Origin of the sequence: Kiloniella laminariae DSM 19542, assembly GCF_000374005.1 — a bacterium.
GTDB classification, from domain to species: Bacteria; Pseudomonadota; Alphaproteobacteria; order Kiloniellales; family Kiloniellaceae; genus Kiloniella; species Kiloniella laminariae.
In genome coordinates, this window is record NZ_KB893134.1 from 848582 (window position 1) to 869800 (window position 21219).

The 21219-nt window shown below is 50.6% G+C and carries 19 protein-coding genes; 8 read left to right on the forward strand and 11 right to left on the reverse strand.

The features are described from left to right. Positions 1-114: 114 nt before the first annotated feature. Positions 115-2244 carry an excinuclease ABC subunit UvrB gene (gene uvrB, locus B152_RS0104135; RefSeq protein ID WP_020591124.1) on the reverse strand — a complete coding sequence of 710 codons (2130 nt, stop codon included), beginning with the start codon at positions 2242-2244 and terminating at the stop codon, positions 115-117. 56 nt (positions 2245-2300) lie between these two features. Beyond that, positions 2301-3572, reverse strand: a complete 1272-nt coding sequence (locus tag B152_RS0104140) for a diaminopropionate ammonia-lyase (RefSeq protein WP_020591125.1) — start codon at positions 3570-3572, stop codon at positions 2301-2303. A gap of 285 nt (positions 3573-3857) precedes the next feature. Here B152_RS0104140 and B152_RS0104145 point away from each other — a divergent pair, with 285 nt between their 5' ends. Together B152_RS0104145 and ahpD are read left to right on the forward strand one after the other, a co-directional pair. Continuing rightward, complete coding sequence (locus B152_RS0104145) at positions 3858-4397, forward strand: peroxiredoxin (protein ID WP_020591126.1); 540 nt, start codon at positions 3858-3860, stop codon at positions 4395-4397. Between the two features lie 178 nt (positions 4398-4575). Further along, positions 4576-5109 carry an alkylhydroperoxidase, AhpD family gene (gene ahpD, locus B152_RS0104150; RefSeq protein ID WP_020591127.1) on the forward strand — a complete coding sequence of 178 codons (534 nt, stop codon included), beginning with the start codon at positions 4576-4578 and terminating at the stop codon, positions 5107-5109. 139 nt (positions 5110-5248) lie between these two features. Here ahpD and B152_RS0104155 read toward each other — a convergent pair whose 3' ends face one another. Beyond that, positions 5249-5455: a hypothetical protein gene (locus B152_RS0104155; protein WP_020591128.1), complete on the reverse strand. Its 207-nt coding sequence runs from the start codon at positions 5453-5455 to the stop codon at positions 5249-5251. A 331-nt stretch (positions 5456-5786) separates the two neighbouring features. On the opposite strand from B152_RS0104155, the gene B152_RS0104160 reads away from it, so the two are divergent. Continuing rightward, positions 5787-6989, forward strand: a complete 1203-nt coding sequence (locus B152_RS0104160; protein ID WP_020591129.1) for a pyridoxal phosphate-dependent aminotransferase — start codon at positions 5787-5789, stop codon at positions 6987-6989. Positions 6990-7144: 155 nt separating this feature from the next. Next, positions 7145-8146: a protein-methionine-sulfoxide reductase catalytic subunit MsrP gene (msrP, locus tag B152_RS0104165; RefSeq protein WP_020591130.1), complete on the forward strand. Its 1002-nt coding sequence runs from the start codon at positions 7145-7147 to the stop codon at positions 8144-8146. A gap of 10 nt (positions 8147-8156) precedes the next feature. Here msrP and B152_RS24940 read toward each other — a convergent pair whose 3' ends face one another. The 3 genes from B152_RS24940 to B152_RS0104180 form a co-directional block, all read right to left on the reverse strand. Further along, positions 8157-9314: a S1C family serine protease gene (locus B152_RS24940; RefSeq protein ID WP_083921797.1), complete on the reverse strand. Its 1158-nt coding sequence runs from the start codon at positions 9312-9314 to the stop codon at positions 8157-8159. Positions 9315-9437: 123 nt separating this feature from the next. Next, positions 9438-10004 (reverse strand): response regulator, encoded by a 567-nt coding sequence (locus B152_RS22455; protein ID WP_020591132.1) that lies wholly within the window; start codon positions 10002-10004, stop codon positions 9438-9440. Between the two features lie 180 nt (positions 10005-10184). Next, a complete protein-coding gene (locus B152_RS0104180) occupies positions 10185-10985 on the reverse strand; it encodes an AraC family transcriptional regulator (RefSeq protein ID WP_020591133.1) in 801 nt (266 codons plus the stop codon). Positions 10986-11109: 124 nt separating this feature from the next. Here B152_RS0104180 and B152_RS0104185 point away from each other — a divergent pair, with 124 nt between their 5' ends. Further along, positions 11110-12327 (forward strand): MFS transporter, encoded by a 1218-nt coding sequence (locus B152_RS0104185; RefSeq protein WP_020591134.1) that lies wholly within the window; start codon positions 11110-11112, stop codon positions 12325-12327. Between the two features lie 515 nt (positions 12328-12842). Here the strand turns inward: B152_RS0104185 and B152_RS0104195 are convergent. The 3 genes from B152_RS0104195 to B152_RS0104205 all read right to left on the reverse strand — a co-directional run bounded on the left by B152_RS0104195 (position 12843) and on the right by B152_RS0104205 (position 16056). Further along, entirely contained in the window at positions 12843-13733 is an 891-nt protein-coding gene (locus B152_RS0104195) for a LysR family transcriptional regulator (protein ID WP_020591136.1), read from the reverse strand. Between the two features lie 214 nt (positions 13734-13947). Further along, positions 13948-14895 (reverse strand): thioredoxin-disulfide reductase, encoded by a 948-nt coding sequence (gene trxB / locus B152_RS0104200; protein ID WP_020591137.1) that lies wholly within the window; start codon positions 14893-14895, stop codon positions 13948-13950. 153 nt (positions 14896-15048) lie between these two features. Further along, on the reverse strand, positions 15049-16056 hold the full coding sequence (locus B152_RS0104205; protein WP_020591138.1) for a mitochondrial fission ELM1 family protein: 1008 nt from the start codon (positions 16054-16056) through the stop codon (positions 15049-15051). 224 nt (positions 16057-16280) lie between these two features. On the opposite strand from B152_RS0104205, the gene B152_RS0104215 reads away from it, so the two are divergent. After that, on the forward strand, positions 16281-16781 hold the full coding sequence (locus B152_RS0104215; RefSeq protein ID WP_020591140.1) for an Lrp/AsnC family transcriptional regulator: 501 nt from the start codon (positions 16281-16283) through the stop codon (positions 16779-16781). A gap of 353 nt (positions 16782-17134) precedes the next feature. Further along, the gene (locus B152_RS22460; protein ID WP_020591142.1) at positions 17135-18379 is read left to right on the forward strand and encodes an SAM-dependent methyltransferase; all 1245 of its coding nucleotides are present in this window, start codon (positions 17135-17137) and stop codon (positions 18377-18379) included. Between the two features lie 26 nt (positions 18380-18405). On the opposite strand, the gene B152_RS22465 is transcribed toward B152_RS22460, so the two are convergent. Together B152_RS22465 and B152_RS0104235 are read right to left on the reverse strand one after the other, a co-directional pair. Beyond that, the gene (locus B152_RS22465; RefSeq protein WP_051082930.1) at positions 18406-19578 is read right to left on the reverse strand and encodes a GGDEF domain-containing protein; all 1173 of its coding nucleotides are present in this window, start codon (positions 19576-19578) and stop codon (positions 18406-18408) included. Positions 19579-19698: 120 nt separating this feature from the next. Continuing rightward, positions 19699-20661, reverse strand: a complete 963-nt coding sequence (locus tag B152_RS0104235; protein ID WP_157230792.1) for a midas domain-containing protein — start codon at positions 20659-20661, stop codon at positions 19699-19701. 109 nt (positions 20662-20770) lie between these two features. On the opposite strand from B152_RS0104235, the gene B152_RS0104240 reads away from it, so the two are divergent. After that, on the forward strand, positions 20771-21193 hold the full coding sequence (locus B152_RS0104240; protein WP_020591145.1) for a rhodanese-like domain-containing protein: 423 nt from the start codon (positions 20771-20773) through the stop codon (positions 21191-21193). Positions 21194-21219: the final 26 nt, after the last annotated feature.

Below are 21219 nucleotides of genomic sequence, written 5' to 3' on the forward strand. Positions count from 1 at the left end.
CCAAAGGAGACGAGCAGACTATCACCGCGTAGCAGGGCGGTCCAGTTTAAGAGGGGTCCCAGCCATTTTTACAACACGCCATTTTTACAGCAGAGTGGCCACAGGCTACGGTTATCATCGCTTTTTCCCGCGGGCGTATTTCCTGCTTTTTGACTGGGCATCAGCCTGTGCGATCCGCGCCGTCAAAGAGTCCCCTGACGGGGTGCTCAGTCCAAGTTCGCTATCCTGCAGCTGTTTGATTTCGTCTCGGATACGGGCTGCCTCCTCAAATTCGAGATCTGCGGCAGCTTCATGCATCCGTTTGGTCAGATCCTCTATGTAACTTTTGAGGTTGTGGCCAACGCGGTGAGGTGAAGCTGTATCATCAAGCGGTACGGTAACGTGATCACTTTCATAGACAGAGCCGAGAATATCCCCGATCTGTTTGCGGATTGTTTCCGGCGTTATGCCATGTTCCTCGTTATAGGCCTGTTGTTTCTCGCGACGGCGATTGGTTTCTTCCAGGGCTCCTGTCAGAGAACGGGTCATCTTGTCTGCGTAGAGGATGACTCGGCCATCGACATTACGTGCCGCGCGGCCAATGGTCTGAACCAGGGATGTTTTTGAACGAAGGAACCCTTCTTTATCTGCGTCCAGGATACAGACAAGGCCGCATTCAGGGATATCGAGGCCTTCCCGGAGAAGGTTGATCCCAACCAGAACATCAAAGATGCCTTTGCGAAGATCTCTGATGATTTCCATTCGTTCTATGGTGTCGATATCGGAATGGATATAACGGACCTTGAGACTGGCTTCGTGGAGATACTCCGTCAGGTCTTCTGCCATGCGTTTGGTCAGAGTCGTGACCAGAACCCGCATGTTTTTGGCAACGGTTTCCTTACATTCCTTTATGAGATCATCAACCTGGCTCTCTGTCGGGCGAATGTCACAAGGCGGATCGAGCAAGCCAGTGGGACGGATGACCTGTTCGGCAAAAACACCACCAGTTTCATTGAGCTCCCAGGGGCCCGGGGTTGCTGAAACAAACACGGTTTGGGGGCGCATTGCCTCCCATTCCTGGAATTTCAGAGGGCGGTTGTCGATACAGGAAGGCAGGCGGAATCCGTATTCCGACAAGGTGGACTTTCTGGCAAAGTCACCATTGTACATGCCGTTGAGCTGACCGATGGTCACGTGGCTCTCGTCAACAAATAACAGGGCATTGTCCGGGAGGTATTCAAACAAGGTGGGCGGTGGTTCCCCCGGAGCCCGTCCCGTAAGATAACGGGAATAGTTTTCGATGCCAGCGCAGGCACCCGTCGCGTCGATCATCTCCAGATCAAACATGGTGCGTTGTTCCAGACGTTGGGCTTCAAGCAGTTTGTTTTCCTGGTTGAAGCGTTCCAGCTGGACTTTGAGATCAGCACGTATGCCTTTGGCAGCCTGTATCAGGGTTGGCCGCGGTGTGACATAGTGGCTGTTGGCATAGATACGAATACCGTCGAGGTCGGCTGTTTTTTCACCTGTTAGCGGGTCAAACTCGCTGATCGCCTCAATCTCGTCCCCAAACATGGAAACCCGCCAGGCCCGGTCTTCATAGTGCGCAGGAAAGACTTCCAGGGTGTCTCCGCGAACCCGGAAGGTACCACGTCCAAAGGCAATGTCGTTGCGGGTATATTGTAACTCTACAAGTGATTTGAGGATGTCGCGCATGTCGACTTCCTGTTCGACCTTCAGCCCCAGCGTCATCTGGGCATAGGTTTCTGGTGAACCGATACCGTAGATGCAGGAAACCGAAGCCACGATAATAACATCTTCGCGTTCGAACAGGGCACGGGTAGCCGAGTGGCGCATCCGGTCAATCTGTTCGTTGATCGAGCTGTCTTTCTCGATATAGGTGTCTGTACGGGCGACGTAGGCTTCCGGCTGATAATAGTCATAGTAAGAGACAAAATACTCGACCGCATTATCAGGGAAAAAAGACTTCATCTCGGCATAGAGCTGCGCTGCGAGCGTTTTGTTATGGGCCAGAATCAGAGCGGGGCGCTGCAATGTCTGTATGGTCTGGGCCATAGTGAAGGTCTTGCCTGATCCCGTGACACCAAGCAGCACCTGACTGCGTTCTGCGTTCTTCAGCCCGGCGCAGAGCTCGGCAATGGCCTGGGGTTGATCACCAGAAGGAGCAAATTCTGATTCAAGCCGAAAAGGGCGGGAATCGTCTCTCGAGAAGCTGTCGGTGATCCGTTCAATCAGTGAAGAAGTCATAGGCAGTCCGGTATGTTTAGCAGTTAGCTCTTCCTGCGAAAAGCAGCTGCAGGGTTTCAGATTATATCTTCATTGTTGTTCTGTTGTTCAAGCAGTGTCTTGTAACGTTCTTGATCCATGGCCCCCTCACTGTTGATGAGAAGAATACGCGAATCTGCTGAGAGATGAAGAATATCTCTGGAATCTTCATGAGTTGCGACCATCATCAGGGCAGCCAGGCCTGCAATACTTGATTCCCCGGCAACCAGTACAGGGTCGGAAAACGGTGGGTTGGCCAGCAACCGCATGGTAGGGCCGGTAACATTATCCGGAATAGTTATAAAGGCATCGGCGCCGCGAAAGAGGATTTTCCAGGCGAGGGGGGAGACCTCGCCACAATCCAATCCAGCCATAATAGTATGAACTTCACCTGTTTTCTTGTCTCCGCTTGCCCGGGTCGGAACACCCGCTGCGGCTGAGGCATAAAGACAGGCGGCGTTTTCCGGTTCAACAATAATTATCCGGGGTCGCCGTGGCCCCAGAAGCTGCCAGAGATATCCGGTGATTGCGGCGGCCATTCCGCCAACTCCGGCTTGAATGAATATATGGCTCGGGGGCACAGCTTCACGAAAAGGTCGCTTGAAGTACTGGATGAATATTTCGCGGGCGATGACGCTGTAGCCATGCATCACCTGCCCCGGGATCAAGTGATATCCTTCCCAGGAAGTGTCCGAAATTACATGATAGTTCCCGGCTCTGGCAGTATCTGCACAATGGCGGACGGTATCATCGTAATTCAGTTCTGTCTGGATGACTTCGGCGCCAAATTCGGTGATGGCAGCGATGCGTGCCTTGCTGCAGCTTCGGGGAACAAAGATGATTGCTTTGCAGCCGAACAGCTGGGCGCCCCAGGCGACGGATCTGCCGTGGTTACCATCTGTTGCTGTCGTGACTGTAATTTCCCTGACCAATTCCTTGTGTTGCCCCCGGCGTAAATCTTCTGCGCTGCTTTCGAAACCGCCGTTTTCATGAAGCAATCTCTGTAACAATTTCAGGACAGCATAGGCTCCGCCCAGCGCTTTGAAGCTGCCCAGAGAAAATCTTTCACTTTCATTCTTGAAACTGATGTCTGCCAGATTAAGTGTTTCTGCAAGGCCGGGGAGCTGGATCAGATTGCTGATCTGGTATCCGGGCCAGCTCTGGATTTCTGCCTGTGCTGCTTCGCAGCCTGCCTGTGAAAAGATATCCTGTAATTCTGCCGGATAAGGGGCATTGTGTTCTGCATCTGGATTAGGCAGAAGGCTAAAAGGGGATTTTCTCCAGAGGGATAGGGCAGGGTCTAGGGGCATGGGCTATTTATGTCTGACGCGAGGGGTGATCTGGTTTGTTTCGGATCTGTTCTTATATTGATACTCTTTTTTATAGGGGGACGAAAAGCCCCCAGAAGCGAAGTTAGTTGTAAATTAGAATTAATCTAAAAAATATTTGACTTTGTTCAAGCTGGACGATTAAGTAGGCCCGTCGCGCAAGAGCCCTTGCGCGGAATTCATAACATCATCGCGTAATTCGATGCGCGATCTGACGAATGACCTGCCCCGGATCCCGTGGGCTTAACGAGAAGGACTTGCGCAGCAATGCTGACTATTGGTGATAAGTTTCCAGAGTTCGCTCTGACAGGTGTTGTATCCAACAGCCCATCCGATGCTTTTATCGACATCACAGACAAAAGCTACGAAGGTAAATGGAAAGTCGTTTTCTTCTGGCCAAAAGATTTCACCTTTGTCTGCCCGACTGAAATTGCTGCTTTTGGTGCGCTGAACGAAGAATTCGCCGACCGTGATACGCAGATCCTGGGAGTTTCCACGGATAGTGATTTTGTTCACATGGCTTGGCGCAAGGATCACGCGGATCTGAATGATCTGCCTTTCCCGATGGTGTCCGACATCAAGCGTGAACTCTGTGAAGCACTGGGTGTTCTTGATCGCGATGCTGGCGTTGCTCTGCGTGCGACCTTTGTCGTTGATCCTGACGGTATCATCCAGCATGTGGCGGTTAACGGCCTGAATGTTGGTCGTAACCCGCAGGAAACTCTGCGTATTCTTGACGCGCTCCAGACAGATGAACTCTGCCCTTGCAACTGGAACAAGGGTGACGAAGTTCTTCGCGTCGCCTAATTCGGTCAAGCAGACCAGTTTGGAAAAGGCGGACACGGGTAACCGGGGCCGCCTTTTCTTTTGTCCATTTGCACTCCAGATTTTCTGCCAGGTTCTCTGCCAAATTCTCTGGTTGCGAGAAAACCCCCGCTCCCGGAAGCATCAAGCTTCTGCCTGAAATAATGAAAAAGGGATAGTCATGTCTGTAAGTGACCTGAAGGCGATGTTGCCGGAATATGCCAAGGATCTGAAGCTCAATATTACCAACGTCCTGACCTCGACTGTTTTGAATGAGCAACAGATCTGGGGCGCAGCTCTGGCTTCGGCTCTGGCCAGCCGCAATGCTGCTGTGATCCGGGCAATCGAGTCTGAAGCCAAAGAAAAGCTCTCGGCTGATGCCTATACGGCCGCCAAGGCCGCTTCGGCCATCATGGGAATGAACAACATTTATTACCGCTTTGCCCATCTCAGTGGCAATGAAGACTATCTGAAACTGCCTGCACGTTTGCGGATGAACATTATTGGCCGACCCGGTGTGGACAAACTTGACTTTGAGCTTTGGTCGCTAGCGGTCTCTGCCATCAATGGCTGTGGTATGTGCATTGAATCGCACGAAAAGCAGGTTGCTGCCGGTGGTATCAGCAAAGAGGGTATCCAGGATGCCGTTCGCATTGCTGCTGTTATGCATGCCGTTGCTGCCACGCTGGATGGGGAAGCAGCCCTGGCGGAGTGATCCATATCCTGAGAGTATTCTGTGCATAAGGAGCGCATTATGTGCTCCTTATTGCGATTAATCTCAAAGGTGTTTCGTCGTGTTACCACGTTTGGAAAGCTGTTTCGGGCTGGTGCCGCTTACCAAAACGGGAGATATGCTACTTTTGGGGGATGACTGTCACGTCTCCGCTGTCACTGACTACGACCCGTTCGGCAAGGAAACTTTCCGGCGAGAGGATGGCGGCGAGGGATACCGAGACGGTCGAGAGGAAAATGATCGACAGCAAAATAGCCGTCAGGCCAAGCAGGCCGGTTCGTCTGCTGCTGAAGGAATTTTTATTGCGAACAAAGCCTGTTCTGATCATTTAATGTCTCCCCTGAGATTCTGCACCTGTGCGATTTTCATACATTAGTGGGGAACTGTGACCCCTATGTTGTGGGATTACGGCAATTTGATGTTTTTTGACACTGAGACCGGGACAGGAAGTTACTGGGGAAGCTGTTGGGGGAAAATCCCGGCAATAGCAGACGTAAAGCCTGTCATAACCTGTCATAAAGTGAACAGGAAACAAGATTCCCGGTTGCGATGACTCTGTCGGTTATATTACGGTGCCGCTGTGCATAACCCCGTCTTGAAACTCGAAGGCCCCTGTCGGCAACGACCGGCTGCGGGCAAAATAACAGGAGCATACGGTCATGCCGCAAATTGCGGATCGCCTCTCGCGTATCAAACCATCCCCGACAATCGCAGTTTCAACCAAGGCCCGCGAGCTTAAAGCCGCCGGGCGTGACGTAATCGGCCTCGGCGCTGGTGAACCGGATTTTGAAACCCCGGATAACATCAAAGCAGCCGCCATTACCGCGATCAATGGCGGGGATACCCGTTATACTGCCGTTGACGGGACTCCAGAACTCAAAGCTGCTATTTGCGAAAAGTTCAAACGGGATAATGGTCTGGAATACACCCCTGACCAGATTACGGTTGGCACCGGAGGCAAACAGATCCTCTATAATGCTTTTATGGCCACACTAAATGCCGGGGATGAGGTGATCATTCCTGCTCCATTCTGGGTTTCCTATCCTGATATGGTGTTGTTGGCTGAAGGCGAACCTGTTGCTGTACCTTGTATGCAAAGCAATGGTTTCAAGCTCCAGGCAGAGGACCTTGAAGAAGCGATCACAGACAAGACCCGCTGGGTGATTCTCAACAGCCCGTCCAACCCGACAGGTGCGGCCTATTCCTATGATGAGATGAAGGCTCTGACAGACGTGCTTAAAAAGTATGAGCATGTCATGGTGCTGACAGATGATATGTATGAGAAGCTGGTTTATGACGGTTTTGAATATGTGACACCCGCACAGGTCGAGCCATCACTCTATGATCGTACTCTGACCATGAACGGTGTCTCCAAGGCCTATTGCATGACGGGATGGCGCATTGGATATGCTGGTGGCCCGGTTGCTTTGATCAAGGCGATGGCGAAGATTCAATCCCAGAGTACTTCCAACCCCTGTTCCATAAGTCAAGCCGCTGCCGTTGAAGCGCTGCGCGGAGATCAGGGTTTTATCGCCCGACATAACGATGTCTTCAAGGCGCGGCGTGATATGGTTGTCGACATGTTGAACGACTGTCCGGGGATCAACTGCTCCAAACCTGAAGGGGCGTTTTACGTCTATCCTTCCTGTGAAGGGACAATTGGTAAAAGCACACCGGAAGGTAAACAGATTTCTTCGGATGAAGATTTTGTCACCTACCTGCTTGAAAGTGTTGGTGTCGCAGCGGTGCAAGGGAATGCTTTTGGTCTTTCTCCTTATTTCCGTATTTCCTATGCGACGTCTACGGAAAATTTGAAAGAGGCCTGCGAGCGAATCAAAAAAGCTTGTGAGGCTCTGAAGTAAGAGGCTGATAATCCAACCTCTCGCGAGAATAACAAAAGGGCGTGCCGTTATGGTGCGCCCTTTTGCTGTTTATGCTGCACCTCGCGCAGTGGTGATTTGTCCGTGAGGGCATCGGGAGCTATCTCTGTTACAGTACAAGACAGAGGAAACGGTCAATGTTTATCAAAATTCGCAAGCGCTGGGAACTGAAGGAGCATCAGGCAACCTCAGAGAGTGTTTACATAAACAGGCGTCAGTTTATGCAAAAGGCCGCAATTGGCAGTGCAATCCTTTCTGCCGGGCTGATTGCAGGCTGTGAAGAGCAGAGTGCTGAAGCCACCACGCCAGCGGGCGAAAAGACATCAAACCTTGATCCTTCTGCCCACTACTATCCGGCAGGCCGAAATGAACTCTATAAACTTGATCGTGCTCTGAGCGATGAACGTCTGGCGACGACTTATAATAATTTTTACGAGTTTGGCTCTTCCAAGAACATCTATCAAAAAGCACAGGCCTTGCCGATCCGCCCCTGGGATATTGTTCTTGATGGCATGGTTGAAAAACCATTGACGCTGGCAATTGACGATCTGCTGGCCAAAGTTGAACTGGAGGAACGCCTTTATCGCCACCGCTGTGTTGAGGCCTGGTCAATGGCCGTGCCCTGGACCGGTTTCCCCTTGCGCAAGCTTCTCGCACTGGCCCAACCCCTTTCTTCTGCCCGGTATGTCCGGATGGAAACCTTCAATCTGCCTGATGTTGCTGTTGGGCAAAAGGCCAGCTGGTACCCCTGGCCCTATATCGAGGGACTGACCATCGAAGAAGCCAGTAATGATCTGGCATTTCTAGCCACGGGAATTTATGGCAAGCCGATGCCGAAACAGAATGGAGCTCCGCTGCGTTTGGTGACCCCCTGGAAGTACGGTTTTAAATCTAGCAAATCAATCGTGCGCTTTACCTTTACCGATGAACGTCCGGTTTCTTTCTGGGAGGAAATCCAGGCATCGGAATACGGCTTCTGGGCCAATGTTAACCCGGAAGTTCCCCATGCCCGCTGGAGCCAGGCAACAGAACAGCCGCTGGGCCAAAGTGACCGTATCCCAACACTTCTGTTCAACGGCTATGCAGAAGAGGTCGCAGGCCTCTACAAAGGGCTGGAAAACGAGCGTCTTTATGCATGAATGTTAGAAGCTAATAGGTACAGGTAATAAATACCGAAAAATCCTTCATATGAAGGTTTAAGTCTTCGGGCATATATTCTCGTTTTTGGGAGCTGCTATCCTTATAAACAATATCGGCTCGACCTAATAATTCCATTAATCGGGTGGCCTTAACAGCAAAATTGACGTTTTGGGGGATATCTCCTGTCATATGCGCAACCGCAACGGCGTTTAACTTAGCAGCTATAACCCCGACCAATTGACCATATTTGTTCACAAGGGCTCCTCCGCTGTTTCCAGGTTGAACCGGTACAGAAACCTGGATGTAGTTATTATCACTTCCAAGGCCTTTGAGGGCATTGATCCTGCCGTCACTGTAACTGCCACCATCAGATAGGACACCTGATAGAGGGAAACCGTAAGTAGCGACATATTCCCCTTGCTGTGGTGAGGCGGAAAATGTGGCATACTTTTTTGAGATTAGGCTCGTTTTTATCACAGCAAGATCGTCATCTTTTGATGAGACAGCTACTGTCGCAGCAGGTTTTGCACCAATATTAGACTGGACCGAAATGGTTTTACATTCGTCAATAACATGATGGTTTGTTGCAATATATCCCTTATCATTAACAAAAAAACCTGTGCCTGTAGAAGATCCTGCCTTTTCTTCGGGGGGATGTTTTTTTGTTTCAACAAAGTTTGTGGCTAATTCTTGAAGTGATATTATTCGGCCGACTTCTTTGGTGCTGCTAATATTTCTTAGTGCTGCTGCCGTTGCCCCGATGAAATCATCCTCTTCAAAATCGCCCATGTGTTCGCCAAAACCAGTGTAGACTTGTTTGCCAGTTTGGTAATCTACGGCTGAGCAGCTTACTTTTTGAGATATCCCGATTACAGCTCTTTCCGCTGTTCCTGCTGCGTTGCACTGGAAGACAAGAGCATCTTCAATTTCAAAGTTTTCAAGAACGGTTGTGTAGAAGTTATCAGGGATAACAATATAGCCTCTTTCAAGGAGAAAGCCCTGCATTTCTTGTTTCGAGAGCGGATGGGATGCTGGAGATAAGACAGCATAATTATATTGGTTGGGGGTGCTGGTTGTGTAATTACCCGTTGATTGATATGTCGCTGACACGCCGCAGCCCGTAAGCATTGTCACCAGAGTTACGCTGAAGAGCCGAAATGCCAGCATGATGAAATCCAGTATCTTATGTGGAATAGGCGGAGTTTTTTCTTCAGAAATGTAGGAGTCGATTATGAAACGATATGCCTTGTTTTATAATTTCTGAGGCCATTTACTCCGAAATTTTGACTGTTAACCAGTACCTTCATCGGAGATCATATTGACCTCTTTGTCGGATGGCTTGCTTTCGGCGTTTGCTCCTAGCTCGGTTTTTTTAGAGAGCCCGGGAGGTTTTTGTGGTTCGCTGATTTTGGGGATGCGAGGACCCTTTTTGAGGATGTGCTCTATACGTTTGTACAGCAGGAGGGGAGACACTGGTTTGACCAGAAAGTCATTGATGCCAGCCACAACGGCTTCCTCTACGTTTTCTCTCTCGGAGTGACCCGTTAACATCAGAATGGGAGCCTGGGATATTGACGGAACCTTGGCGGCCCTGATGGCTTTGACGAGCTCTATGCCACTCATAGGTTTCATGGCCCAGTCGATGATGATGATATCTGGAACTTTTAAAGAAAGGCGCTGGAGGGCTTCCTTGCCACTCGGGGCAATGTGAATGTCCTTGGCACCAAATGTTGTCAGAATCGTTTTAACGATTTTTTGCATGTATTCATTATCTTCGACCACCAGAAACTGGATCGGCTCAAAATCTAATGTACTTTCCTCAATCACCTCTTGTCTGGTGCGGTTAAGTGTTCCCACAAGACGCTCAAGATCCTTTAGTAAGTAATATCCTCTTCTTTAAATAAAGTAAATTTTCCTTCACTTAATGCGAGGTTTTCTGTTCTGGCTTGTAGGTATGGGTTGTGACGAAGCGGCTGGTGACAGGTCGTTGGCGAATCCATTAAACGGGCCAGGAAGGGACGGTGAAGACAGGAGGCCTTATTGGCTGCCAAAGTAAGCTGCAGGTGGTTTGCCCAATGAGCGCTTGAACATGGCGATGAAGGCGCTGGGGCTGTCATAGCCAAGGTCGATGGCCACCGTCGTCACCTGCTCGCCGAGAGCGAGCCGCTCCATGGAGGCCATCAGGCGACATTGGCTGCGCCACTGACGGAAAGTCATGCCAAGTTCCCTGGAAAACAACCTGGCCAGTGTACGGCTGCTGGCACCAACTTCACCAGAGAGGTCTTCGAGCCCGCGGGGGTCAGAAGGATCGCTGATAAGACACTCGGTAACGCGGCGCAATCTTGCATCCTCAGGCATGGGTAAGTGTAGCGGTACGGTTCTGGCCGCCCGGATCTGATCCATCAATACCTGCATCAAACGCCCATCCGGCCCATCTTCATCATATTCTACCGGCATGGTCGCAGCATGGATGAGCATCTCTTTGAGCAAGGGAGAGACTGAAATCACACAACAGCTGTCTGGCATCCGGTGGGCAAAATCATTGTCGAGGTGTACTGCCCGCCATTTCGAGCCATGAGGGGAGTATACCTCGTGCACGGTATCATGAGGAATCCAGACTGCGCGCTGGGGAGGGACAACCCAGCTGCCTTGTCCTGTATAAACCGCGAGAACCCCCTCAGAGGCATAGGCCAACTGACACCATTTATGGCTATGGGGTAATACCCTGCGACCCGGGCGCATGTTGGCGGCACGAACCATTACCGGGCGAAGCAGCTGATCAGGCATATCACTTGGTTTTGATACGAGGGGTTGGCCGGGTTCGGGTTCAATGCGCATGAGGCTCGTGCATTTCTTTAAGTTGTCCGTTTGTCGCTATCATGTGGCATGATAGCGCAAGACAGTCGGCAATGTCATGCCTAGTGTGGCGGACAAGAATAATTTAGATGGAAATTTTGCGGCTATGAAACCATTCAGCCATTATCTCAAGCCTGAAGTCTGGCGCACGCCGGAAGGCTGCCTGATCATCCTCTCTGCCGCGATGCCTTTGGCCTTTGCCACCTGGATGAGCCTTCTGAACAACTTTGTTGTTGAAAAAGCCGATTTTGGCCTGGTCGAGATCGGTATCTTGCAGTCTGTGCGTGAAATCCCCGGTCTGCTGGTGGTGAGCGCTCTCTTGTTCCTGCTTTTTATAAAAGAACGTACCTTTGGTCTGATGTCTCTGATTCTTCTGGGAATTGGCGTTGCGATCACAGGTTTTTTCCCCAGTGCTTTCGGATTGTATGTGACGACGGTGATTATGTCGGTGGGGTTCCATTATTATGAAACCGTGCAGATGTCCCTGACCCTGCAATGGGTTGATAAATCCCGGGCACCTCTTTCCATGGGGCGGCAGCTCTCGGCGCGCTCTATTGCGTCGATTGTTGCCTATGGAATGATCTGGGTGATTTTTACCTTCTTTGGGCTGGATTATAAATGGGTCTATCTTGCTGGCGGCACGATGACCATTCTGCTGGTGCTGTTTGTCGTGGTTGCCTTTCCATCCTATCAGGCCAAAGAAGTGCAGCATAAGAAGATGCTGCTGCGCAAACGCTATTGGTTGTTCTATGCTCTAACTTTCATGGGCGGTGCCCGCCGGCAGATCTTTGTTGCTTTCGCCAGTTTTATGATGGTGGTGAAATTCGATTTTTCGGTCGCCGAGATCACCATGCTCTATCTGGTTAACCAGGTGTTCAATTTCTGGCTGGCCCCCAAAATCGGTAAATTTATTGTCACCTGGGGCGAACGTCGGGCGCTGATCTGTGAATATATCGGTCTTATTGTGGTGTTTAGCGGTTATGCCATGGTAACGGAGGCCTGGATCGGCGCTGTTCTTTACATACTTGATCACCTGTTTTTCTCCTTTGCGATGGCCCAGAAAAGTTATCTACAGAAAATCGCAGATCCCAAGGATATTGCCTCAACTTCCGGTGTTAGCTTCTCGATCAACCATATCCCGGCTGTATTTATCCCTGTGTTGTTTGGTTATGCTTTCCCCGATGAAGCCATGTGGATGGTCTTTGCCGCCGGAGCCGGCATGGCTGTGATATCCCTGATACTGGCATTGAACGTCCCCCGACATCCAATGCCTGGTAACGAAGTTATCTATGGGGCCTCTCCCTTGCCACAAGCAGCGGAATAGACAGATAGAGGTGATGGTGTAATAGATCACTGTTGTTGTAAGGGGCGCTGGACATCGAATGTCAGCGCCCTTTTTTCTGTTTTGCTGTCCGGGCAACAGCAATGGAGAGAATCCCCGGGAACAGCTTTGCCTGCTTTGCTGGTCGATGCCAGTTTGAAAAAGATCTGGTTCTTGGGAGGGTTGGTGCTTGAGAAGACGTGACAGGTGAGAAAACGGGCAAGGCAAAAAAAAACCGGGCCACGAAGGCCCGGCAAGTTGAACAGGGAGGCTTCACGTCTGGGAAGACGTGGGGTCCGAAGACCCTCCAGGCCGAAGCCTGGAAAAACAGACCAACCGGAGCATGGCTCAACAGCTAATCTGTATAAGATATTGCAAAGCAACATCTGATGACATGAATGTAGCGTTTTTTCTGATGATGTCGATTTACATTATTACAGTGCCGATATGCATTGAGCGCATAGCTTTTAACTCATTGTAATAATTTATGTATTTTTGAAATATTGGTTAATTAAGTCTTAGAATTTGGATTCCGCGACCTTGCGCAGAAGGAAATCACGGAAGATCGATATGCGTTTTGAAGAGCGCATCTCTTCGGCATAGACGAAATAGGCATCAAACTGAGGCCCTTCGATCTCGGGAAGGACCTGTACCAGGTCGCTTGTTTCCTGGGTCATGAAATCTGGCAGGGCGCCCAGTCCGGCACCTGATCTCAGGGCTTTCATGATGGCATAGACATTGTTGATGGTCATGGAGGGCGTGCGCATGTGCCCGCCTTTGGTTCCAACCCGGAGCAACCAGTTGATATCCGGCAGCGGTGGCCGTGAATCATCCCCATAGACAACGATTCGATGCGCAGAGAGGTCTTCTACCGTTCGAGGCATACCGTGTTTTTTGATATAGCTGACTGCGGCATAGATGTGCATTTGCGCGGTCAGAAGGTGGCGTTGAATAAGATCTGCCTGGCGCGGGGGATGCAAACGTACAGCGATATCGGCTTCACGCATGGAAAGATCAAGTTCAGCGTCCGTAAGGACAAGGTGGACCTGAATATCAGGGTAAAGTTCGATAAATTCCTGAAGCCGCGGGGCGAGCCAGGTTGAGCCAAAAGCTACGGTAGTCGTGATTTTGAGCGGGCCTTTGGGGCGATCTTTGCTTTCGGTCAGCTGTGCTTCCGTCATGGCGAGTTTGCCAAAGACATCATGCGCAGTGCGATAAAGCAGCTCGCCCTGTTCTGTCAGGATCAATCCACGGGCGTGGCGATGAAACAGAGATACCTTGAGGCTGTCTTCCAAGGCGGATATCTGGCGACTCACGGCAGATTGGCTCAGGTTCAGTTGCTCTCCGGCATGGGTGAAACTTCCTGCCTCAGCCACGGCATGGAAAATTCGCAGCTTGTCCCAGTCCATGATGGTTGCCCCAAGACGTCCCCGGCGTTTTGAGCCCTCTGGCAAGACCGTTCTCCCTAATTTTCCGTGCGTTGTACCGCAACAGCGATTCGTTGAATTGCGCTCATGATACTTTAGGCTGAGGTTCTTAACAAATCATGCCTGCTTCGAGCTATGCAAAAAAAAACAGTGGAGACCAGCAAGGCTCCACTGTTTCGTTTGAATCAGATGAAACTCAGCTGTTTTCCTGCTCTGTGACAAAACGTTCAGCTTCCAGTGCAGCCATGCAACCCATGCCGGCAGCTGTCACAGCCTGACGGTAAATTTTGTCAACACAGTCGCCAGCAGCAAAAACTCCCGGGATATTGGTTTTGACCGTACCTGCAGCTGTGAGGATATAATTTTCAGCATCCATCTCCAGCTTGTCCTTGAAGATCGCTGTTGCCGGATCATGACCGATGGCTACAAACATGCCATTTACCGCGAGTTCAGAAAAATCTCCGTTGAGCGTGTTTTTCAGCTTGAGGCCGGTAACACCATCGTTCGCGGTGCCAAGAACGTCATCGACAACCTGATTCCACTGAATGTCGATTTTTTCGTGTTTGAGCAGGCGGTCCTCAAGAATTTTTTCACAGCGCAAGGCATCCCGACGATGGACGAGCGTTACCTTCGAGCAGATGTTCGCCAGATAGAGGGCTTCTTCAACGGCTGTGTTCCCACCGCCAATGACGGCGACTTCCTTGCCACGATAGAAAAATCCGTCACAGGTGGCGCAGGCTGATACACCGCGACCATTGTAGGTTTCTTCTCCGGGGAGGCCAAGCCAACGGGCCTGTGCTCCTGTGGAAATGATGACGGTATCAGCGATATAGCTGTTGCCACTGTCGCCGGTGCAAACAAAAGGACGCTTGGAGAAGTCGACCTCGTTGATGATGTCAAAATGCATCTTGGTGCCGACGTGTTCTGCCTGCTTTTGCATCTGCTCCATCAGCCAGGGGCCCTGGATCACATCGGCAAAACCGGGATAGTTTTCCACATCAGTGGTGATTGTCAGCTGTCCACCCGGTTGCAACCCCTGGACCAGTATCGGTTCCAGATTGGCGCGGGCAGCATAGATTGCTGCTGTATAACCCGCAGGGCCAGAACCAATAATCAGTACCTTGGAGCGGTGGGTTTCGGACATAATCTGAAATCTTTCTCTATGGCGGGGAACTGCCCCGCGGGAATCGGTCTAATGAATTTTGAAAAATAGAGAGACTTGCGTGTCGCTTCAAGAGGAGGTTCACGAACTTTTGTCGCAAAAAGTCGAATTTTCCGTAGTTTTCAGATTTTAGTTTTATGTCGTAATACTTCTGGCTTCCTTGTGCTGTGCAAGCCTTTCGGAAACCTTTTCTGCAATTCTCCGGCTTTCTGACAAGGGGGGGTAGTGCCAGTGTTCCAGAGTGCCTGTAAAGTTACGAATGATGCCCCTGTCCTTAAGTTGCTGATGAAAGCGGGAGAATTTTTTATTACCCCCTTCAAGATCAACAACATAGACTGGTTTTCCGGTCGAGGCAGCCTCTGTGACCATGTTCACAGAATCGCTTGTCACAATAAAGGCGTCGGCACTGCCGAGAAACCCAAAGTAAGGGTTGTCACCCGTGCCATCCCAGAAGAAACCGGGAAGGTCGACGAGGGCCTGTTTCAGCTGGGCCTCATGTTTTTTTCCGGTGCGGCGAGAGGTCGTGACGAGAAAGCTGCAGCCGCTGTCCTGCTGTAGTTTGTGAAGTTGTTTCGCCAGGTTTTGCATAATGGTTTCTGTCAGGTGATAGGCTTTACTTTTTCCGCCGACAAGCACGGCAACCCGGGGGCCGGGTAAGGCACTGATCGTCGGTGAGAGATCGGCTGCTGCGTCTTTGAGCCGAATAGCTGTTACCCGGTTGATTCCCCCGGTTGTGAGGAGGACGTTGCCACCGCGCAGGGTGTCATGTTCGGGGGTAATGACAAGATCGTAATGTCGGGGAGAAATTTTGGGGTCCTGTACCTGAATAACAAAAGTTTTACCGTGGCTTTTCCTGCGTACAAGAGCATTGAAGATAGCGGCCTGGCGCCCACAGGCAATGGTTATATCGGGCCATTCGTCCAGTGCTGTGCTGCCCGGAAAGTCGGGAAATATATTTCCGTAGACAGCAGGGTGTAATGGCACGAGCGCAGGAGGCAGCCACTTCCAGGGCCTGACCATTTCGACTTGTTTGATAAGGGGTTCAAGACCCATAGCTTCCGCCAGTCCGGTACACTGTACCTGGATCCCGGCACGTCCATCGCTGATTACCCAGCAGGTAAGTGGTTTTTCGGTCTGTTTCATGACAGATGGAATATCGCGCCAGATCCTGATCTGTGCAAGGGAAAGCCCGGTTAAAGAATGTTTTGCAGTGATAATGTACGAGAATAATTATGTAATGCGCCTTGAACTTGCGAGCACCGCGGGTAATATTGTTACCCAAATCTCATCGATTCGCTCCGAAGCTTATAAAGAAGTGGTTTGTAAGCTTCGGGGTGTTACCGGAAATCAGTAAACAGGACCTTTGTATGCGCCGCGTAAAACTAGATCGTATTGATCTTCGTATCCTTCAGGATCTTCAGGAAGACGGACGTGTCACAAACGTTGAGCTTGCCCGACGTGCTGGAATCTCGGCTCCTCCCTGCTTGCGGCGGGTCAGGGCTCTTGAAGAGGCTGGCTATATCAAGGGATATCATGCGGAACTTGAGGCAGAGGCATTGGGGTATGAAGTTGCCTTTTATGCTCTGGTTGGTTTGGCCGGCCAGTCCGAGCAGGTGCTTCAGGAGTTCGAGAGTTATATGAAGGAATGGCCAGAGGTCCGCGAATGCAGCATGACCCGCGGTTCGAATGACTTTGTGCTCAAACTGGTGGCCCGGAATACGGCGCATGAGAACCAGTTGACGGGCAAGCTTACTGCAGCTCCCCACGTTGCAACAGTCCAGACGATTCAGGTTATCCGAACTTCGAAGAGTACACCGGGTGTGCCGATTGATGACAGCGATGCGACCCTGTTGAACGGACACGACTGAGTAAAGCCATAATTAAGGATCGGGGCAAGTTGTTCTCGAGAAGTACAAGGGGCGTAGAGGATGACTTTTCTCTATGCCCTTTTGTTATTGATTTTATTGCTCAGAGGTGAGGAATCGCACCATCTTCACTCCTGGATTGATTTCGGTTTATACTGGAAGCTAAACAAGGAGGGGGCCCTGTTTATCAAATCTCAGGGTTCATCGAGCCTCAGGGTTTATCTAGCGTTATGACGTGTTCTTTCCTTGTTTCTGACATTGCATTGAAAAAGTGATCTTCGATTTGGGGTTACCTGATTGTAAGAGTCTTCCAGGTGATCCGGTGCCTAGATATATTTTCTGGAAGGTTTTAAGCGATGAGCTTTCTGCAGGAAAACCGATTTTTCAAACACACTGCCTGCGACGGCCTTGGATCGTCTCTGGCGCTATGGTTACTTTCAAAAATTGTCCGAAGTGGTCGGCTCGAGGTGACCTTGCCCAAAGGTGCCGTTGTTGAGCTGGGGGATGGCAGCGGGAATATCTGTGGTATGACCCTGCCGACTTTGAAAAACGTGCTGCTGATGTTCCTTCGGCCTGATCCTTCCCTGCCGAATGCTTTTGTCGCCGGGAAGTGGTGGGTAACAAAAGGAGAGTTGGAAGACCTTATTTTCCTGTTGCTTGAGAATGAGAAACAGGCTCCCTGCAAAGCCTTTCGCGGAATGATTTCCCGGATAAAAAAGAGATTTTTTCACCTGCGTCAATACAGTCCTGTGCATCTTTCCAGTCACAGAGTGCGTCATCACTATGATCTGGGGAACAGATTATATCGCGCATTCCTGGATCCGGAGATGTTTTATTCCTGCGCTTTTTTTGAAAAAGAAAGCGACGATCTGGAGCGGGCACAAAAAAACAAGGTCTGTACCACCCTGGAGCGTCTTGCGCTGAATGACAAAACCCAAACTGTACTTGATATAGGTTCGGGCTGGGGGGGATTAACCCGTGCTCTTGCGCTGGCCAGTGATGCTGAAGTGACGGGGATTACGCTTTCCCGTGAACAGTTCGAACTGGCCAATCTGCGAAAAGAAGAAATCGGTGAGGAAAAGGCGGGAAAGCTGGTTTATGAACTCTGTGATTATCGGCAACACAGGGAAGGGGAGTCTGCTTATTATGATCGAATTGTCTCTGTCGGTATGTATGAACATGTGGGGATGACACAATATCGGATCTTCTTTGACACAATTTTCCGTTTATTGAAACAAGACGGGCGGGCTGTTGTCCACAGTATTGTTCGGCGTGAATCAGATACCACCAGCCGCTGGATTGATCAGAATATTTTTCCTGGAGGCTATATTCCTGCCATTTCCGAGATGATCAGGCCGGCAGAAGAGGCAGGCCTGAATGTTGAAGCTGTCTACAGTCATGCGGGCGAAAATTATGCCCGGACCCTCAGATTCTGGCGCGAGCGCTTTCGCCGGGCAAAAACGGCGTTGGCTGAAGAGGGGTATGATGAAGAATTCTGTCGTATGTGGGAGTTTTATCTTGGAGCCTGTATCAACAGCTTTGATGCACGTCAGGAGAATCTCAGGGTGGCCCAGGTTGTGTTTACCAAGGCGCTACTGTGAAAAGAGGCCTCTATCTTTGTTTTTGATTAGTTCCGGATAACGCAGTTGCGGCCTTTATCCTTGGCTTTGTAGAGTGCCCGATCAGCATTTTTCATAATGTCTTCAGGTTCATCCTGTTTGTCTTTGCGCTCGGATATGCCGATTGAAACGGTAATCTTGACCCTTTTGTTTCCGGATTGACCCGGGGCTCTTTTGGGCTTTTTGTTCGGACGATCCTGGCCTCTGACCACAAAAGCCGTTTTTTCGATCCGCTCTCTGACATCTTCAAGATAGTCGATGGCTTCTTTGGCGTCCTTGCCAGGAAAAAGCAGGGTAAATTCTTCGCCGCCATAGCGATAGGCCCGACTGCCCCCCCCCGTCTGGTTGAGACGGGAAGCGATCATGCGCAGGACCTGGTCACCAACATCATGACCATAGCTGTCGTTGAATTTTTTGAAAAAATCGACATCGACCATGGCCAGTGAATAACGCCGTCCGAGCTTCTTCATATCGGCAAGCAAAGCACGACGGCCGGGTATCCCGGTCAGTTCATCGAGAAAGGCCATGCGATGAGATTCCTGGAACAGGGCCAGAATCAGGAGCAGGGAGATCAGGATCAGGAAAATGGCTGTTGCGCTCTGATCACCTTGACGCAGGCCCCCGCCAAAAAGGGCGATTAACGCCCCGAGATAGCCAGCATCCAAAGGGCGATGTTTCCTAGCCAGACGCACAGTGAGAAACAGGGTTGCCAGGGCGAAAGTCGCCAACGCCAAAGCTGGAAGAGCGAGTCCCGGCCCCCAGCTCGGGCGCCAGTGCAGGACATAGTGCAGATCAATCCAGAAGTTCGCAAAGATCCCGAGATCATCCGCGGGATAGTCGAGAGACATAATGACAAGGGCAAGAACAAGAAGACTGACGGCCTTGGTAAAACCTGCGGGGGTGAGCAAGCCGCGTTCTTCACTTAACGCCAGGACAAGCCAGCAGAGGGGAAGGACGATATAGACGGCGACTGTCTGCGTTGCCGAAAGAGCATCAACAAAATAGGCGAAGATGGCAACAAGGGAAAAGACAAAGACAGGGTTTGATTTTCTAATCCAGAAACAGATACTTGCCCCGAAAATGGGCAAAGCGACAGGAGCACCCTCCAGAAGAAGGGAGACCGGGGCAGGGTAGCTTTGGGGATAAAGAGCAAGATATACTGCGACCGAAAGTAAAACCATCGAAGGCAGGTACAGCTTTAGAAAGTGTGAGATCACGTTGTTCTGGCTCTGGAGTCTGGCGCTGGAATAAAAGACCGCAATCAGCGTAACGAAGCCGTAAGCTGAGTAACGGTGAAGAGGTCAGTCATTTTGTGCCAGTGCCTGTTTGCTGATTCTTTCCATAATATCCTCGATTTCCGGTTTGGCAGGAGGTGTTTCATCCTCTTGGGCATTCTTCTCAAGGAAACTGTCGATACTGTCAGAGAGATTTTCTTCGGAATCGTCCGCCCCGATGTCATCGCTTTCTGCATCTTCAGCTAGTCCGGCATTTCCGTCGCTAGCTTCAAGCCCGGCATCTTCAAGTTCCATATCAGCAATTTCAAAAGAATCGTCTTCTTCCTCTGCAGAAGCTGTGTCATCACTTTCCTCACCAGAATCCTCACCAGAATCCTCACCAGAATCCTCGTCTGCGAAATCCTCGGGAAGAACTTCCTCAAGATTTTCTGCAATCTCGGCAATCAGGGCATCTTCAGAGTCGTCGTCCAAAGCAAAGTCATCAGCCTCATCGTCTGGGGCTTCATCTTTTTCCTCATTTTCAGAGGTCGGCGTTTCGTTGTCTGCAGTTTCATCTGTTTCGAGCGCGGTAGCGGGTGCTTTGTCCTGGTCTGCGGTAACGTCACTTTGCTCTTCAGCAGAGGCTGCGTCTTCTTCGGTTACTTCGAACTCTTCAACACCACCTGCTTCTTCTGCAATCTCTGAAATTTCCTGGTCGTCAATCTCCAGGTGATGAATTTCATCATCCGTCTCTGTGTTTTCTTTCGCTGTAATTGCAAGGGTTTCCCCGGTCATGGCTGAGATCCGGGCATCCATATCGTGCAGCGTATCACTGGTGTTTCCGCTCTCGATTGCCTGCAGGAGAGAGAAGAGCATGGAGCGCAGCTGTTCATTTTCTCCCTCAAGTTTGACAATCACCTGATCTTTCTGCTCAGTCACATTGAGCAGGGCAATCAGGCGTTTACTATAACCTTGCTGCTGATCAGCAAGAAGGCCAAAACGGCCCTCGGCGGCTTCCACTCTTTGGCGAAGTTCTTCTAAATCAGACATACCAGAATCCCAAATCATAAGCATTTGAGATAAGTATTGGTCGAAAAAGGTTTTAAAATCCCTAATTCTCCATATTAATAAGCGGCTCAGGGAAGAAGGAGTTGGTTATATGGGACAGGATTACGCAGGCGATGTATCTGTTGCGGCCGCCTGGAAGGCTTTGCAAGAAGATCAAAGCGCCATTCTCGTCGATGTGCGGACAATCCCGGAATTCCAGTTTGTTGGCGTGCCGGATCTTTCTGCTGCAGGGAAACAGGTTCACTGTTTGTCGTGGCAGGTCTATCCACAGATGCAAGTGAACCCGAATTTTGTTGAAGCGGTGCGGGAGCTGGCCACCCAGAAAGATCAAGCTGTTTACCTGCTTTGTCGCTCTGGTGTACGGTCTGTGTCGGCCGCGGTTGCACTGACCGCTGCAGGCTATACAAACTGCTACAATATCGAACAGGGTTTTGAAGGCCCTCCTGATGCTGAGGGGCACCGCGGAGCGGTTGCCGGGTGGAAAGCATCCGGACTTCCCTGGAAACAGAACTGAGAAACGGTTTTCCCAGATGAAAGCAG

Coding starts and splice junctions, on each gene's coding strand:
- uvrB (WP_020591124.1), bottom strand. CDS start 2,244: ATGACTTCTTCACTGATTGAACGGATCACCGACAGCTTCTCGAGAGAC.
- B152_RS0104140 (WP_020591125.1), bottom strand. CDS start 3,572: ATGCCCCTAGACCCTGCCCTATCCCTCTGGAGAAAATCCCCTTTTAGC.
- B152_RS0104145 (WP_020591126.1), top strand. CDS start 3,858: ATGCTGACTATTGGTGATAAGTTTCCAGAGTTCGCTCTGACAGGTGTT.
- ahpD (WP_020591127.1), top strand. CDS start 4,576: ATGTCTGTAAGTGACCTGAAGGCGATGTTGCCGGAATATGCCAAGGAT.
- B152_RS0104155 (WP_020591128.1), bottom strand. CDS start 5,455: ATGATCAGAACAGGCTTTGTTCGCAATAAAAATTCCTTCAGCAGCAGA.
- B152_RS0104160 (WP_020591129.1), top strand. CDS start 5,787: ATGCCGCAAATTGCGGATCGCCTCTCGCGTATCAAACCATCCCCGACA.
- msrP (WP_020591130.1), top strand. CDS start 7,145: ATGTTTATCAAAATTCGCAAGCGCTGGGAACTGAAGGAGCATCAGGCA.
- B152_RS24940 (WP_083921797.1), bottom strand. CDS start 9,314: ATGCTGGCATTTCGGCTCTTCAGCGTAACTCTGGTGACAATGCTTACG.
- B152_RS0104180 (WP_020591133.1), bottom strand. CDS start 10,985: ATGCGCATTGAACCCGAACCCGGCCAACCCCTCGTATCAAAACCAAGT.
- B152_RS0104185 (WP_020591134.1), top strand. CDS start 11,110: ATGAAACCATTCAGCCATTATCTCAAGCCTGAAGTCTGGCGCACGCCG.
- B152_RS0104195 (WP_020591136.1), bottom strand. CDS start 13,733: ATGGACTGGGACAAGCTGCGAATTTTCCATGCCGTGGCTGAGGCAGGA.
- trxB (WP_020591137.1), bottom strand. CDS start 14,895: ATGTCCGAAACCCACCGCTCCAAGGTACTGATTATTGGTTCTGGCCCT.
- B152_RS0104205 (WP_020591138.1), bottom strand. CDS start 16,056: ATGAAACAGACCGAAAAACCACTTACCTGCTGGGTAATCAGCGATGGA.
- B152_RS0104215 (WP_020591140.1), top strand. CDS start 16,281: ATGCGCCGCGTAAAACTAGATCGTATTGATCTTCGTATCCTTCAGGAT.
- B152_RS22460 (WP_020591142.1), top strand. CDS start 17,135: ATGAGCTTTCTGCAGGAAAACCGATTTTTCAAACACACTGCCTGCGAC.
- B152_RS22465 (WP_051082930.1), bottom strand. CDS start 19,578: ATGGTTTTACTTTCGGTCGCAGTATATCTTGCTCTTTATCCCCAAAGC.
- B152_RS0104235 (WP_157230792.1), bottom strand. CDS start 20,661: ATGTCTGATTTAGAAGAACTTCGCCAAAGAGTGGAAGCCGCCGAGGGC.
- B152_RS0104240 (WP_020591145.1), top strand. CDS start 20,771: ATGGGACAGGATTACGCAGGCGATGTATCTGTTGCGGCCGCCTGGAAG.